Origin of the sequence: Parasphingopyxis algicola, assembly GCF_013378075.1 — a bacterium.
GTDB classification, from domain to species: domain Bacteria; phylum Pseudomonadota; class Alphaproteobacteria; order Sphingomonadales; family Sphingomonadaceae; genus Parasphingopyxis; species Parasphingopyxis algicola.
The window spans coordinates 2,140,887-2,155,053 of record NZ_CP051131.1 but is presented as its reverse complement, the minus strand read 5'-3'; the positions used below and the strand labels follow the sequence as shown (position 1 = coordinate 2,155,053).

General features: G+C 62.0%; 15 protein-coding genes. 10 read left to right on the top strand and 5 right to left on the bottom strand.

From position 1 onward, the window contains the following. Positions 1-20 precede the first annotated feature (20 nt). A complete protein-coding gene (locus HFP57_RS10595) occupies positions 21-1,250 on the bottom strand; it encodes an NAD(P)/FAD-dependent oxidoreductase (protein WP_176869741.1) in 1,230 nt (409 codons plus the stop codon). Between the two features lie 131 nt (positions 1,251-1,381). Between HFP57_RS10595 and HFP57_RS10590 the strand changes: the two genes are divergently transcribed. After that, on the top strand, positions 1,382-2,527 hold the full coding sequence (locus HFP57_RS10590) for a nitronate monooxygenase (RefSeq protein ID WP_246263066.1): 1,146 nt from the start codon (positions 1,382-1,384) through the stop codon (positions 2,525-2,527). On the opposite strand, the gene HFP57_RS10585 is transcribed toward HFP57_RS10590, so the two are convergent. Continuing rightward, positions 2,524-3,123, bottom strand: coding sequence for a PilZ domain-containing protein (locus tag HFP57_RS10585; protein ID WP_176869740.1), 600 nt, complete (start codon positions 3,121-3,123; stop codon positions 2,524-2,526). The genes HFP57_RS10590 and HFP57_RS10585 overlap by 4 nt on opposite strands. Before the next feature lie 558 nt (positions 3,124-3,681). Here HFP57_RS10585 and HFP57_RS10580 point away from each other — a divergent pair. Both HFP57_RS10580 and HFP57_RS10575 read left to right on the top strand, forming a co-directional pair. Continuing rightward, the gene (locus HFP57_RS10580) at positions 3,682-4,785 is read left to right on the top strand and encodes an HWE histidine kinase domain-containing protein (protein WP_218135013.1); all 1,104 of its coding nucleotides are present in this window, start codon (positions 3,682-3,684) and stop codon (positions 4,783-4,785) included. Next, complete coding sequence (locus tag HFP57_RS10575; RefSeq protein WP_176869739.1) at positions 4,778-5,155, top strand: response regulator; 378 nt, start codon at positions 4,778-4,780, stop codon at positions 5,153-5,155. Before HFP57_RS10580 ends, HFP57_RS10575 begins: the two co-directional genes overlap by 8 nt. Before the next feature lie 12 nt (positions 5,156-5,167). On the opposite strand, the gene HFP57_RS10570 is transcribed toward HFP57_RS10575, so the two are convergent. Then, positions 5,168-6,817, bottom strand: coding sequence for a sulfatase (locus tag HFP57_RS10570; RefSeq protein ID WP_176869738.1), 1,650 nt, complete (start codon positions 6,815-6,817; stop codon positions 5,168-5,170). Positions 6,818-6,946: 129 nt separating this feature from the next. Between HFP57_RS10570 and HFP57_RS10565 the strand changes: the two genes are divergently transcribed. From HFP57_RS10565 to HFP57_RS10535, 7 genes are read left to right on the top strand one after another with little or no spacing between them, the layout of a single operon-like run. After that, entirely contained in the window at positions 6,947-7,711 is a 765-nt protein-coding gene (locus tag HFP57_RS10565) for an SDR family NAD(P)-dependent oxidoreductase (protein ID WP_176869737.1), read from the top strand. A gap of 12 nt (positions 7,712-7,723) precedes the next feature. Then, on the top strand, positions 7,724-8,374 hold the full coding sequence (locus tag HFP57_RS10560; RefSeq protein ID WP_176869736.1) for a glutathione S-transferase family protein: 651 nt from the start codon (positions 7,724-7,726) through the stop codon (positions 8,372-8,374). Between the two features lie 15 nt (positions 8,375-8,389). After that, entirely contained in the window at positions 8,390-9,370 is a 981-nt protein-coding gene (locus HFP57_RS10555) for a thiamine pyrophosphate-dependent dehydrogenase E1 component subunit alpha (RefSeq protein WP_176869735.1), read from the top strand. After that, entirely contained in the window at positions 9,367-10,359 is a 993-nt protein-coding gene (locus tag HFP57_RS10550) for an alpha-ketoacid dehydrogenase subunit beta (RefSeq protein WP_176869734.1), read from the top strand. The genes HFP57_RS10555 and HFP57_RS10550 overlap by 4 nt, the downstream gene beginning before the upstream one ends. A 3-nt stretch (positions 10,360-10,362) precedes the next feature. Then, positions 10,363-10,593 carry a biotin/lipoyl-containing protein gene (locus tag HFP57_RS10545; protein WP_176869733.1) on the top strand — a complete coding sequence of 77 codons (231 nt, stop codon included), beginning with the start codon at positions 10,363-10,365 and terminating at the stop codon, positions 10,591-10,593. Beyond that, positions 10,590-10,979, top strand: a complete 390-nt coding sequence (locus HFP57_RS10540) for a nuclear transport factor 2 family protein (RefSeq protein ID WP_176869732.1) — start codon at positions 10,590-10,592, stop codon at positions 10,977-10,979. The genes HFP57_RS10545 and HFP57_RS10540 overlap by 4 nt, the downstream gene beginning before the upstream one ends. Beyond that, the gene (locus HFP57_RS10535) at positions 10,976-11,902 is read left to right on the top strand and encodes an SDR family oxidoreductase (protein ID WP_176869731.1); all 927 of its coding nucleotides are present in this window, start codon (positions 10,976-10,978) and stop codon (positions 11,900-11,902) included. Before HFP57_RS10540 ends, HFP57_RS10535 begins: the two co-directional genes overlap by 4 nt. Here the strand turns inward: HFP57_RS10535 and HFP57_RS10530 are convergent. Continuing rightward, complete coding sequence (locus HFP57_RS10530; RefSeq protein WP_176869730.1) at positions 11,899-12,654, bottom strand: SDR family NAD(P)-dependent oxidoreductase; 756 nt, start codon at positions 12,652-12,654, stop codon at positions 11,899-11,901. The genes HFP57_RS10535 and HFP57_RS10530 overlap by 4 nt on opposite strands. Positions 12,655-12,781: 127 nt before the next feature. Further along, positions 12,782-14,167, bottom strand: coding sequence for an aromatic ring-hydroxylating oxygenase subunit alpha (locus HFP57_RS10525; RefSeq protein WP_176869729.1), 1,386 nt, complete (start codon positions 14,165-14,167; stop codon positions 12,782-12,784).

Here is a 14,167-nt window from a genome sequence, read left to right as displayed (position 1 = left end):
CCTGTTCGATATGCGGAATGCTAGGCCGCGAGTTCCTTGAGCGGAACCGCCGCATCGGCGAGCCTTGCCGGATCCGGTCTGGCTTTGCCGATGATGAGTTTCCGCCCCTGCACATAGTCCTTGGTCGCGTTAACGCAGTCGAGCGCGATCACCCGGCCGTCCTTCAGATAGACCACCGAAAAACTGCGGGTTGCCGGATCGCCACGGACGATCGTCGCGTCGTGACCGGTCGAGAGGCCGATCGTCTGAAGCTTCAGGTCGTACTGGTTGGACCAGAACCACGGTATCGCTTCATAGGGGACCGGATGGCCGAGGATCGTCTTGGCGGCAACCGTCGCCTGATCGTTGGCGTTCTGCACCGATTCGAGCCGGATCGTCGCGCCATCGGCGAACGGATTGGCATGCGCCGCGCAGTCGCCGATCGCGAAGATATCGGGCAGGCTCGTCCGGCAGTTCGCATCGACCGAGACGCCATTGTTGCCCTTGGCGCCCGCTTCCAGCAGCGGTCCGATCGCCGGCTCTACGCCGATGCCGACGATCACCATGTCCGCGGCGATGGTTTCGCCGTTTGCCAGTTCGACGCCGTTCGCCCGGCCATCTTTGCCGGCAATGCAGGTCACGGCGACGTCCGTTCGCAAATCGACACCATGGGCGCGATGCTCGCTTTCGTAGAAGTGCGACAGCTCTTCGCCCGCCACCCGCGCCAACACCCGGTCCAGCGCCTCGAGCAGCACAACTTGCTTGCCCAGCTTCGTGAGAACGGCCGCCGCCTCCAGACCGATATAGCCACCGCCGATAATCGCAACGCGCTCGACGGTGTCGAGCTTTGCCATCATCGCGTCGACATCGGCCCGGGTCCGCACGGCATGGACGCCCGACAGGTCGTGCCCGGGACAGTTCAACACGCGCGGAGTTCCGCCCGTCGCCCAGATCAGATGGCCATAGGCGAGGGTGTCTCCGTCGGCGAATGTCAGTTCGTGCCGCTCGGCGTCGACACTCGTCACCTGCCGGCCGAGCATCATCGTGATGTCGCGCTCGGCCCAGAATTTTTCCGGCCGGATCATGATCCGCTCGAACGGTTTTTCGCCGGCGAAATATTCCTTGGACAGCGGCGGGCGCTCGTACGGGTGTTCGGGCTCGTCTCCGATCAGTGTGATCGACCCCTCGAACTTCTGCTGGCGCAGCATGATGGCCGCCTGGGCGCCGCCATGACCCGCCCCGACAATGGCGATATCGACCGAACTCTTCATCGAAACAGCCTAGCGCAGTCAGACCGGTTTTCAACAGACGGAAATTCGATAGGGCTGGCATTCGGCTGGTGGCCCTTCGCCTTGCGTGATACCGATGCGCCGATATGGTGCGGACCATAGGAGATACCTGCATGATGAATTCACCGATCTGTTCGATGCTCGATATCGATTTTCCGCTGCTCGCCTTTTCGCATTGTCGCGACGTCGTTGCCGCAGTGTCGAAAGCCGGCGGCATGGGTGTGTTCGGCGCCGTCAACCTGTCTCCGGACCGGTTGCGCGAGGAGCTGGACTGGATCGACGCGCATGTCGACGGGAAACCCTATGGTGTCGACCTGATCGTGCCCAACAAGTTCGCCGGCAAGGGCGAAAGGCTCGACACCGGCAAGCTGATTGATGCCATTCCGGAAGGGCATAAGGATTTCGCGGCGGGAATTTTGCAGGATCATGATATCGCGACCGGCGACCTTGAAAAGACACGCGGAATGTCTGCCAACTTCGCCAGAAACTTGCGCGAAGAGGGCGCCGCGACCAGTCTCGAAGCCGCGTTCGAATATCCGATCAAGCTGATTGCCAACGCGTTGGGCGTACCGCCGCAGGTCATGCTCGACATGGGAAAAGAGCACGGGGTTCCGGTTGCGGCGCTGGTCGGTGCGCGGGAACATGCGGTTGCCCAGGTCGAGGCGGGTGTCGACATTCTCGTCGTCGCCGGCGGCGAGGCGGGCGGCCATTGCGGCGATGTATCGACGATGGTGCTGATCCCCGAGGTCGCGCGCGCGCTCAGGGAGATCGGAGCCGATACGCCGATCCTCGCCGCGGGCGGGATCACGACGGGCGAACAGATGGCGGCCGCGATGGCGATGGGCGCGGCCGGCGCGTGGTGCGGCTCGGTCTGGCTGACGACCGCCGAAGCGGAAACCAATCCGGTAGTGAAAGACAAGATGCTCGCCGCTACCTCGCGCGATACGGTGCGATCGCGCTCGCGAACCGGCAAGCCGTCGCGTCAGCTCCGCTCGCCCTGGACCGATGCCTGGGAGGCCAAGGACGCGCCGGACCCGCTGCCGATGCCGCTCCAGTCGATGGTCAGCGAACCGGCCCTGCGGCAGATCGACAAGCTGAGCCAGGGCGGTCACGCGGGCGCGAAGAAACTCGCAACCTATTGGGTCGGTCAAGGGGTGGGCCTGATGAACGAACCCATGTCATCGGGCCAGGTCGTCCAGCAATTCAAGCAGGATTTCGCCGACGCGTTTGAACGTCTTTCGAATTTTTTCGAAGTCTAGCCGCTGTCGGACGTCTGCGTCAGCGTGTCGATCTGGCGGCACAGGTCCTGCCAGTCCTCGTCAAGCCGGGCACCGGCCGGAAGCGACGCCTGGTCGAGACAATAATCGATCAGGCTGCGGCGCGGCTTCTTCCGGCACGCCCATTTTGCGAGTGTCGCAAGCGGAATTTTGTTCTTGAAGAACAAGCCCATCTGCCCGGAATCGGACCAGCGCACGACCGCGGGGAGCCGGGCCAAATTCTCGACATGGAGCGTGACCGGACTTCCGGTTCGCGCGATACCATGGCATTCGATCTTCGCCCCGGTCTGCGAGATATCGAGCAGTGGGACCATCGCCATGATATGTTCGGTTTCGAAGCGGGCGACGATATCGAGTTCCAGCCGCGGGGTCCGAGGAAGGATTTCAAAGCTTTGCGGTTTGAAAATCGCGTCCGGATCTACCTTGTCGACGAACTCGAAGCCGGCAACATCGTCTTTCGTCCAAGCGACGCGACCCAGTATTCTTCGGCCGCTGCGGAACTCGATCAACTGTTTGTCGCGCTTTTCAAGCGGAATGAAAGTCCGCGCCAGCATCCCGGAGCGCGAGATGTTTTTCACGATACATAATTGTTGGGAATATTGGCTGACATAGCGAGCTTGTTGAAGAACAGCGCGGTGCCTGATCGCATCGCGCCGATCGCCCAGCTGTTGCCGTGCAGCATCATGCTGACCGGAGTCCGAAAAATTCTGCCACTGAACGTTCATTATGTTCTCCCGCTCGTTCGTCCTTGAAGTATCTGGTCTCCTGCTCGCAAATATTGGTGTTCTGTCATGCCCCGGAAATCCGGTAGCTCTGGGCGCCTTAACAAATAATGATCTTGGTATGTTCGCAATCGAAACGCCGGCGGCATAAGGTCTTCTTTGTCCACTTCAGGAGGTGATTGTTACGCCCATGTAATGGATAATATTTATTTTTGATGGCCGAGGAAACGCTCGAATCAACGGGATTTTCGCACTTGAGTGGCGGTCCTATTGCCGCAGAGCCGATGTCCGCTGAACGAGCGACCGCAGGGTGACAATAATGTACGCATCCGAACGATTCTTGGTAAGTGTTGGGAATCAAAATGAAATCACATGGTGGCTCATAGTAAAGTAGCGTATGCAAGAGAGGTTCCGATGGACGAGTTGAACAAAAAACTGACCGCAGAAAATGCGGATCTGCGCAAAAGACTCGCCGAAGCGCTTGCCGACAGCGCCGATCAGGCGGCCATCGCGGACAGCGCGAAAAAACGATCGTCGATTCTCGGTGCGGCGCTGGAGACCGTTCCGGTCGGCGTTGTCCTGGCCGAAGCGCCGAGCGGCGAGATATTGCTGGGCAACTCCCGCGTCGAGGAGATGCTCGGTCATCCGATGCTCAAGTCGGAGGACTTCGACTCCTACGGCGAATGGATATCCTTTCATGCCGATGGCAGGCGCGTCGAAAGTCACGAATATCCGCTCTCGCGCGTGATCCGGGACGGCGAGGATTATGCCGAACTGGATGTCCATTATCAGCGCGGTGATGGCTCACGATTCTGGATGAAGATCGTCGGCAGGCCGATAACGGACGATACTGGCACGATGATTGCCGCCTCGGTCGCGCTGATCGATATCGAGAAGGAACGGCAACTCCAGCGAGAACAGGAAATTTTGATCGGCGAACTCGATCACCGCGTCAAAAACGCCTTCACGGTGGTCAAGTCGATCGTCAGCCAGTCTCTTCGCAAGGACAGGGTAATGGCGGGATTGCGGGATACGATCGACCGGCGGCTGGACGCTTATGCGAAGGCCCATGCGGGTCTGGTAGGGAAGACATGGAAGACTGCGACGATCAGCGGTATTGTCCGGGACATTCTCGGCCAGCAGGTGGAAGAAGGCTCGGTCGTCATGTCCGGACCGGATGTCGAGCTCCCCTCCAAACAGGCCTTGGCTCTGTCGATGGCCTTTTACGAGCTTTCGACCAACGCGTTCAAATATGGCGCGCTGTCCGCTGTCGGGGGTATTGTCGAGATCAACTGGAACCTGTCCGAAGAGCCCGATTCCCAATTGCAAATCGATTGGAGGGAACGCGGCGGCCCGAAGACCGTTAAACCAGAAAGCAAGGGATTCGGTTCGTTCATCATAGAGCGCGCCCTTGCGATGGAGACGCAAGGCTCCGTTACAATCGATTACCCGGCGGATGGGCTAACCTGGCGATTGGTGGCACCGTTCGCCATGACCGAACAGGACGAAAATGACTGATACAGCGCGACGCGTATTCATTGTCGAAGACGAAATCATGGTCGCATTTGAAATGGTGGATCTGGTCGAAGATCTGGGCTTCGAGATTGTCGGTCCCAGCATCCATCTGGACGACGCAAAGGCAATCGCGAAGGAGCAGGAGATCGACATCGCGTTTCTCGATGTCAATCTCGGTTCGGGCAAGACATCCCGGCCGGTCGCGAAGGCTTTGCGGGAACGCGGCATCCCCTTCGTTTTCATTACTGCTTATGACCGCGATCAGATCGATTTTCTGGAACCGGGTGACGTGGTGCTCAAAAAACCGTTGTCGGGAGATACTCTGGCCCGCACGCTGGCCGACGCCGATTTGAACAAAGCGCGTTCCGATTGATCGATCGGCGGCTCAGTTCGGCCAATATATCACTTCAGCCTGACTGCCCACGCGGTCGGCCAGTGTCCGGTCCACTGCGATCGGCGCTTCGAGGGTATAAGGATAGAGGGGCGGACGCCGCCCTTCCCGGTGCCGGTCGAGCAGTGCCCGCATTGCGGCAACGCGGTCGGTATGCCGTTGCGCGAGATCGGTCTGTTCAGTCGGGTCCTCGGCGAGATTGAAAAGCCATTCCCGCCCCGGGCGCTCGCTGACCTGCAATTTCCAGTCGCCCTGCCGCACGGCCCGATAATAGCCGCTCTGCCAGAATATCGCATCGCCTGGCCTTTCGGGCGCACCTGACAGCGGTAACAGGTCGACGCCGTCGATTGTGACGCCTTCGGGCAGGGCCGCTCCCGCCGCAGCTGCCAGCGTCGGCATCAGATCGATATGCGCGACCGCCGTGTCGCTGCGGCTTCCAGCCGCGATCCGCGCGGGCCAGCGGATAAATAGGGGAACGCGGATCCCGCCCTCGAAAAAGGTCAGTTTCCAACCCCGAAAGGGGGCGTTGATATCGGGCAGGCCGATATAGCCAGCGCCGCCATTGTCGCTCGAAAAGACGATGATCGTATTGTCCGCGAGCCCCTGCGCCTCGAGCTCGTCCATAATGTCCCCGACGCTGCGGTCGAGCGCGCGGACCATGGCGGCGTAAACTCGCTCCCGGCGTGGCTCGATATCGCCGACCGCTTCATAATCCGCGCGCGTCGCCTGAAGTGGCGTGTGGACGCCCCAATGCGCGAGATACAGGAAGAAGGGCCGGTTGCGGTTGGCGCGGATGACGCTGATCGCTTCGTCGGTCCACCAATCGGTGAGATAGCCGCCGGGCTCGAACCATTCGCTGCCGTTAAAGCTCGCCGCAAATTGCATGCGCGCCCAGAGAAACCGGTCGATCGGATCGAAATCGAGCCGGGCATTGACGACGTCGGGATGCTCTTCGGGCAGGAACAAGCCGCTTGCCATCAACAGGCTCTCGTCGAACCCCTGCGCGTTGGGATCGAATTCCGCGCCCCGTCCCAGATGCCATTTTCCGATATGGACGGTGTGATAGCCGGCCTCGCCCAGCACTTCGGCGATGGTGATTTCCGAACCCGGCAGGCCCTGCTCGGCATAAGGCGGGGCGGCTTCGGCCTGCGCGCTGTCCCATTCCAGCGGCGGCAAACCGGAACGATCCGTGTCGGACAGCAAATTGACCATCCGGCCCATGCCGTCGGGTGTCGGCGTGAACTCGAATCCGGTGCGTGTCGGATAGCGGCCCGTCATCAGCATCGCGCGGCTCGGCGCGCAACTGGCGGTGCCCGAATAGGCCTGTTCGAAGATCATGCCGTCCGCGGCCAGCCGGTCGATATTCGGTGTCGGCACACTTCCGCCCGCGACGCCGCCGCCGAACGTGGAGATGTCGTTGATCCCGAGATCGTCGGCGAGGATAAAGACGATATTGGGCGGGCGCTCGGCCGGCGGCGCTTCGGCGTCTTCGGGGCCGGCCGCCCAGGAAATGGCACGGTGGGCTGCCACCGCCTCTTTGCCGGTGTTCGCGACGAAATAGAGGATGATGGCTTGGCGGTTGTACCAGGCGAAGCCGCCGCCGATCACGACGATGGCAAGCATCACAAGCAGCATTTTCCGCATCAGGCCCTCCCCGTTGTTCCCATCCGGTAGCATGTTTTGAGCGGCGTTGGCTGGCACTTTTGCTGATTAACGCGGAACCGGCGATGCAGTAGGTTTCTCATGCACAGAAAAAGGCGAAAGGTGAGGACGATGGATCTCGGACTGGCAGGCAAGAAAGTCATCATGAACGGCGGCGCGCACGGCCTCGGTCTCGCGTCGCTCCGGCATTTCGCGGCCGAGGGCGCGGACGTCGCCTTTTTCTCGCGCAAGGAAGACAAGATCGAGGCGGCGAAGCAGGAGATCGACGCTGCCGGTTCCGGCAAGGTCCATGGCGAGGTCTTCGACATCAACGGCGGCGCGGACGCCTATAAGGACTGGCTGGCCAAGGCGGCCGACACGCTGGGCGGATGCGATATCTTCGTGCACACGGCGAGTTCTTCGGGCACGGGCGGTACGGCCGACTGGCAGCAGGGCCTCGACATGGACATCATGGGCGCGGTCAACGGCGTCGAAACGCTCACGCCGCAACTCGCCGAATCCGATGCCGGCTCGGTCGTCTTAATGTCGTCGACCGCCGCGCTCGAGACCTTTATCGCGCCGCAGGCTTTCAACGCGCTCAAAGCGGCGCTCATCACCTATGGCTCGCAACTCAGTCAGGCGCTCGCGCCGCAGGGCGTCCGGGTCAATTGCGTCTCGCCGGGCGCGATCGAATATCCGGGCGGCAATTGGGAGATGATCAAGGGTGCGATGCCGGAGCTCTATGAAGGCACGCTCGCCAAGATGCCGATGGGCCGGTTCGGCGAACCCGAGGAAGTGGCGAAAGCCATCGTCTTCGTCGCGTCGCCCGCCTGCCCCTATATGACCGGCGCCAATATCGTGATCGACGGCGGCTTCACCCAGCGTGTCCAGTTCTAGGAAGGGCAGCGTATGAAACTCTACCAGGCCCTGGGGCCCAATCCGCGTGTCGTACTCATGTTTATCGAGGAAAAGGGCGTCGTGATCGAGCGCGCCTTTGTCGATATCATGGCCGGCGAGAACCGGCAGGATGGATTTCGCGCGAAGAATCCGTTCGGTCAGGTCCCGCTGCTCGAAACCGATAGCGGCGATCATATCTCCGAAAGCGTCGCGATCTGCGAATATATCGAGGACAAACATCCCGAACCCGCGCTGATCGGTGCAACGCCCGAGGAGCGCGCCGAGACCCGGATGCTCGTCCGCCGCGTCGATTTCGATGTGGTCATGCCGATGACCACGGGTTTTCGCGGGTCGGAGGGCCTGCCGCTGTTCCAGGAACGGATGCGCTGCCTGCCCGAGGCATCCGACGGGCTCAAGGCCTGTGCGAAGGACGGCATGGCGCGCTTCGATTCATGGCTGGCGGATCGCGACTATCTCGCCGGCGACCGCTTTACGCTCGCCGATATCGTTCTCTTCGCCTTTATCGATTTCGGCGGGCAAGTGGGCCAGCCTTTGCCGGAGGAACTGGCGAATCTGAAGGCGTGGTTCGACCGCGTCGCCGAGCGGCCCGGTGCATCCGCCAGCGCCAACCCCAAGGTCGGTCTGGAAACCGAATCCGCCTGAACAGAAAGGCTCCCGATGAGTGATACGAAATTGGATCGCGATGTCCTGAAGGATATCTATACCCGTACGATGAAGGTCGCGCAGACCGACGAGAAATTCCGCTCGCTGCTGACCCAGGGCAAGGTTGCCGTGATGTATTATCCGGTGCGCGGGCAGGAGCTCGTTTCGGGTGCGATGATGGCCGCGCTCGACGCGGACGATTATGTCGTCTGCACCTATCGCGGCCAGGGCGAGCAGACGGCGAAAGGCGTGCCCGCCGATCTCTGGTGGGCCGAATGCATCGGCAAGGCGACCGGCACCTGCAAGGGCAAGGGCGGCCCGATGCACATCACCCATCCCGATAGCGGAGTGATGGTGACCACCGGCGTCGTCGGCTCGGGCATCCCGATCGCCAACGGGCTCGCCATGGCCTCCCAGAATAACGGCGACGGGCGGGTGACGGTGACGAGCTTCGGCGATGGCGCTGCGAATATCGGGGCGTTCCACGAGGCGATGAACATGGCGCAGCTCTACAAGCTGCCGGTCGTCTTTCTCTGTCAGAACAACCGCTATGGCGAACATACCGCCTATGCCGACCATACCGACAGCCCGACCATCGCCGAGCGCGCGGCCGGGTACGGCATGAAGGGCGTGCGCGTCGACGGCAATAATGTCGAGGAGATGTGGGCGGCGGCGAAGGAGGCCGTGGACCGTGCCCGCGCCGGCGAGGGGCCGACCCTGATCGAGGCGATGTGCTACCGGATGATGGGCCACTTTTTCGGCGCCGATTTCTCCTACATGCCCGAAGAGCATCTGGCCGAGATGCAGGCCGAGGATCCGTTGCCCAAGCTGCGCCAGGTCATGCTCGATCATCAGTTCACCGAGGAAGAACTCGACGCGATCGTCGCCGAGATCGATGCCGAAATCGATGCGGCGGTCGAAAAGGCGCTCGAAGCGCCGTTCCCCGATGCGGACGAACTCCGCAAGGATGTGTTCGAAGAGGAGATCGCGGCATGAGCGGCCAGATCACGATGACCGAGGGCCTGAACCAGGCGCTCGACGAAGCAATGGCCGCCGATGATGGCGTATTCTGTCTCGGCGAAGATGTGTCCGCCAAGCAGGGCGGGGGTGTCTTCAAGATCACCGCTGGTCTCACCGAAAAATATGGCGAGAACCGCGTCCGCGCGACGCCGATCTCCGAGACCGCGATCATGGGCGCGGCGGTTGGCGCAGCGATCGCGGGTCAGCGACCGGTCGCCGAGATCATGCTCATGAATTTCGTCGGCGTGTGCATGGACCAGATCGTCAACCATGCGGCGAAACTGCGCTTCATGTCTGGCGGGCAGACCAATGTGCCGCTCGTTATCCGCACGACGACCGGCGTCGGCGTCGGGTTCGGCGGCCAGCATTCGGACATGCTCGAAGCCTGGTTCGCCCATGTTGCGGGGATCAAGGTCGTCACGCCGTCCAATGCCGCGGATGCCAAGGGCCTGTTGCGCGCTTCGATCGACTGTAACGATCCGGTGCTCTTTATCGAGAATATCCTCTGTTACGGCCTGCAGTCGGACGATCCGGGCAAGGATTACCGGGTGCCGCTCGGCAAGGCGGCCATCGCCCGCGAAGGTACGGACGTATCGCTGATCACCTATGGCCGCACCGTCCTCGATGCACTCGGCATCGCCGAGGAGCTCGACAAGGAAGGGATTTCGGTCGAGGTCGTCGATCTGAGGACGATCGCGCCCTATGACGAGGAAACGGTGCTGGCCTCGGTCCGCAAGACGGGCCGCGCGGTAACCCTGCATGAGGCCGTGAAGCCGTTCGGGACGGGTGCCGAGATCTCCGCGAATATCCACGAAAAGCTTTTCAACGAGCTGAGGGCGCCGGTGCAGCGCGTCGGCGGCGCATTTTCCGCCGTGCCTTTCGTCGCGGCGCTCGAACAGGCCTGGATCCCGACCAAGGACGAGATTGTCGGGGCCATCAAGGCTGCCATGGACTGGAAACAATAGGCGATGGCGACGGAAATCCGCATTCCCAAGCTCGGAATGAGTGCCACCGAGATGACGCTGACCGAATGGATGTATGCCGATGGCGATGCTGTCGAAAAGGGCGATGTCATCTACACGGTCGAAACCGACAAGAGCACGACCGAGATCGAGGCCCAGGCCGCGGGCACGATCCGCACAACGGGAGAGGAAGGCCAAGTCTACAAGGTCGGCGACCTGATCGGCTCGATCGAGTGACCCCTGTCGAGATCGTCACGGCCGTCTTCACCCATGCGGGCCGGGGCGAATGGGACAAGATCGAGCCGCATTTTTCGGAGGATCTCGTTATCCATGAGCCGCCATCGCTGCCCTATGGCGGCGAATGGCGGGGTAAAGACGCGTTGCGGCGACTCTATGCCGAGGTCATGACCTATTGGGAGGACCCCGAGGTTGTCGTCGAATCGATCGTCGGCGGCGAGGAATGGGCGGTTGCGATCCTCCAGTTCAGCATGACGTCCAAGGCCACAGGAGAACGCTTCACCCAGCCGATGGTGGAAGCGACGCGGGTCGAAAACGGCAAGGCCGTCGAAATCCGGATCCACTATTTCGACGCGGCGGAAGTGAAGCGCCAGGCCGGCGGATGACGGCAAGCGGCATCCGGAATGTGCTGGTTCTCGGCGCGCCGGCCGATCAGGGCATACCGCTTGTCGGCGCCCTGAAAGCCGCTGGTTTCGCGCCGACGGCGGGCGTGCGCCGTGCCGATGCGATGGCGGGTACGCTCTTTCCCGACCTGCCGGTCGTGGCCGCCGATATCGTGGATGTCGGTTCTCTCGAAGCGGCGATGGCGGGGCAAGACGCTCTCGCGATGCACCTGCCCTTCGAGTTCGATCGCGAACGGGCGGCGGGCTTCGGCCGCAATATCGCGGAAGCGGCGAAACGCGCGGGGCTCAGGAAAATCGTTTTCAACACGAGCTGTTTCGTTGCCGATCGCGATCTCGGCCTGTCGGCGCATGACGGCCGGAGGGATATCGAACGTGTGATCGTCGATAGCGGTATCCCGTACGTGTTTATCGAGCCGGTTGTTTTCATGGACAATATCGTTCGCCCATGGAGCAAACCGTCGATCGTCGCGCGCGGCATATTCGCCTATCCGGCCGCCGACGATCTCAAGATCAGCTGGATCAGCCTCGCCGATGTCGCGGCTTTCATGGTTGCGGCGCTCGGCACGGATGCCGCCGACGGATGCCATGTCGCGGTCGGCGGGCCCGAGGCGCTGACCGGGCATGAGGTTGCGGAGAAGCTAGCGGTGGCAGCGGGAAAGCCGGTCCGCTTCCAGAGTCTCACGCCAGACGAGTTCGCCGCCCGGATGAGCGAGCTCGTCACCGGCTCTCGCGATGTCGCGCCGCACAGCATTTATGACGGGATGGCGCAATTTTACCGCTGGTATAACGCGCAGCCGATATCGCCGCTGGTGGTCGATCCCGAAGCGTTTACAGCCCTGCTGCCCGTCCCGCTGACACCATTTTCTGAATGGGCAGCAAGGCAGGACTGGTCGAAACCCGTCTAGAGCGTCTGTCCGTCGTCCATGACGAACTCGGCGCCCGTCACATAGGCACTCTCGTCGGCGCACAGATATAGCAGCATGGCGTCGAGCCCTTCCTGCGGCATCAGTCGGCGGCGGTTGAAGCGCGCTATCTGCTTCTGGCCTCCCGCGCTGTCGAACCAGTCCTGATTGAGCTCGGTCCGGATATAGCCGGGCAGGACCATGTTCACATTAATCCCCTTGTTGAGCCATTCGCGCGCCAGCGTCTTGCCGAGCTGAGACACGCCGGCCTTGCTTGCCGCATAGGCGGAGAGCCCGGGCGAGGGTTCGAACGCGGTGATCGATGAGATCAACACGATCCGTCCATTGTCGCGCTCCGCCGCGATCAGCCGTTTCGCGCCCTCGCGCGCCGTCAGGAAAGCGCCGCGCAGATTGACCGCCATGGCGGCGTCGAACGCCTCGACCTCCATGGCAAGCGCGAGAGCGTCGTTGCTCATCCCGGCATTGGCGACGATGGCGTCCACGGTTCCGAACGCAGCCTCGGCGGCGTCATAGGCGGCGATCATCGACGCTTCGTTGGCCACGTCCATCTCTACTGCCAACGCGGCCTCGCCGATCTCGTCGGCGAGAGCCTCAAGCCGGTCCTTGCGCCGCGCACCGAGCACCACTTTCGCACCGGCCCGCGCGAGCAGCCTTGCGAAGCCCGCGCCGAGACCGGACGAAGCGCCGGTAACGAGCGCGACGCGGCCGCTGAGATCGAAGGGAGTGTCGGGCATGTCTTACCTATCGAAGAAACCGTTCGCCCTGACCTTGTCGACGGGCTGTCCTTCTTTCAACCTGGAGTAAAAAGGGCAGGGCTTCGACAGGCTCAGCCCGAACGGAGTGGAGTTGCTCACAGGGTGCCTAGGGCAGTTCGCCGGCGATATATTTGTCCATCGTCTGGTGGAAATGCCGGATCCGGCTTTCCTGATATTTGCCGAGCTCGACCCGGTTGTTGGGACTCGCGATCAGCCCCTCCTGGACATAGGGGAGATTCTCCATGTCCTGGTCGAACACGCCGCCGAGCGCGCCCCACTCCTCGACCGTCGCCCAGGGCTCATGCTCTTCCAGGAACCGCATTTCCGCCGCTTCGGGCATGTCCCCGTTCTTCGGTTTGCGGCCGAGAATACGCACTTCCATCAAGGTCGCATGCTGGTCCGGCCACGGTCGCCAGCGATAGACGATGTTCGGCGCGAAGCCGCCCCAAGGCGCCATATTGGGAAAGACGTTATAGGTGAAGGCGTCGAGCATCTCGCTGTCCGTCGCGTCCGAACTGTCATAGCCGAGCGCCTCGAGAAACTGTTCGCGATTGGCTTCGGCCATGGACTGGCGCGCGGTCTTGCCCTTAGCGAGCTTGCGGCCGCCGGCGCTCGCCGACCGGCCTGATGTCTGATCGAACGCTTCCATGATCTCTTCTTCCGACAGCTTCTCGTCGCGCAGATGCGGGCTCGGCATGCCGAACGGCGTCAGCGCAAGGTTCGCATGGTCGCCCCATATCGAGTAACGCGTGTTCGCATCGCCCGTATAGGGCAGAATCTGCGGATGCGTGACCACCGAGTGCCAAGCTTCCATGAAAGCCTCGGACACCGCCTTCCAGTTCGCCTTGATGACCTTGCCGACCCAGAGCGCCGTATAGCATTCCTCGAGCCGCCAGCGGGCGAATTTGTCCGGCAGCGGCGCCAGAAAATCGGCAAGTTCGGGCGCGGCATCGCTCTCCGTCACGAAGATGAAGCCGGCCCAGCGGCCGACTCGCAGTTCGGGCAAATTCATGTCGCGCTCTTCGAGATGCTGGAAGTCCCATTGGCACGGAATCTGCTTCAACGAGCCGTCATTGTTCCAGGTAAAGCCGTGAAACGGGCATTGCAGCTCGCTCGCATGGCCGCTTTCGAGGCGCAGCTTGCGGCCGCGATGCAGGCAGACATTGTGAAAGGCGCGGATCGAGCCGTTTTCCTGGCGGACGAGAATATAGGAACGGCCGACATTGTTGTAGACGACATGGTCGCCGGGCTCGGGCATTTCCTCCTCGCGCGCGGCGAACTGCCAGACATTGGGCCACATTTTCGTGCGCTCGGCTTCGAAAAACGCATCGCCCGTGTACCGTTCGGCGGCGACCGCGTCGGTGCCCAAGTCGCGCCATTCGTCGTCGCGCACTTCCGGCGGGACCGGCTTCGAGTCCTGGTCGAGAATGTCGTCGACGGTGATGTCGGGGCAGCGGTCGTCGGGGCGGGGCGAGGTGGCTTGCTCGTCCAT

Excerpts from the sequence above, each read along its gene's own strand:
- HFP57_RS10595 (WP_176869741.1), bottom strand. The coding sequence starts at position 1,250 with ATGAAGAGTTCGGTCGATATCGCCATTGTCGGGGCGGGTCATGGCGGC.
- HFP57_RS10590 (WP_246263066.1), top strand. The coding sequence starts at position 1,382 with ATGATGAATTCACCGATCTGTTCGATGCTCGATATCGATTTTCCGCTG.
- HFP57_RS10580 (WP_218135013.1), top strand. The coding sequence starts at position 3,682 with ATGGACGAGTTGAACAAAAAACTGACCGCAGAAAATGCGGATCTGCGC.
- HFP57_RS10575 (WP_176869739.1), top strand. The coding sequence starts at position 4,778 with ATGACTGATACAGCGCGACGCGTATTCATTGTCGAAGACGAAATCATG.
- HFP57_RS10570 (WP_176869738.1), bottom strand. The coding sequence starts at position 6,817 with ATGCGGAAAATGCTGCTTGTGATGCTTGCCATCGTCGTGATCGGCGGC.
- HFP57_RS10565 (WP_176869737.1), top strand. The coding sequence starts at position 6,947 with ATGGATCTCGGACTGGCAGGCAAGAAAGTCATCATGAACGGCGGCGCG.
- HFP57_RS10560 (WP_176869736.1), top strand. The coding sequence starts at position 7,724 with ATGAAACTCTACCAGGCCCTGGGGCCCAATCCGCGTGTCGTACTCATG.
- HFP57_RS10555 (WP_176869735.1), top strand. The coding sequence starts at position 8,390 with ATGAGTGATACGAAATTGGATCGCGATGTCCTGAAGGATATCTATACC.
- HFP57_RS10550 (WP_176869734.1), top strand. The coding sequence starts at position 9,367 with ATGAGCGGCCAGATCACGATGACCGAGGGCCTGAACCAGGCGCTCGAC.
- HFP57_RS10545 (WP_176869733.1), top strand. The coding sequence starts at position 10,363 with ATGGCGACGGAAATCCGCATTCCCAAGCTCGGAATGAGTGCCACCGAG.
- HFP57_RS10535 (WP_176869731.1), top strand. The coding sequence starts at position 10,976 with ATGACGGCAAGCGGCATCCGGAATGTGCTGGTTCTCGGCGCGCCGGCC.
- HFP57_RS10530 (WP_176869730.1), bottom strand. The coding sequence starts at position 12,654 with ATGCCCGACACTCCCTTCGATCTCAGCGGCCGCGTCGCGCTCGTTACC.
- HFP57_RS10525 (WP_176869729.1), bottom strand. The coding sequence starts at position 14,167 with ATGGACGAGCAAGCCACCTCGCCCCGCCCCGACGACCGCTGCCCCGAC.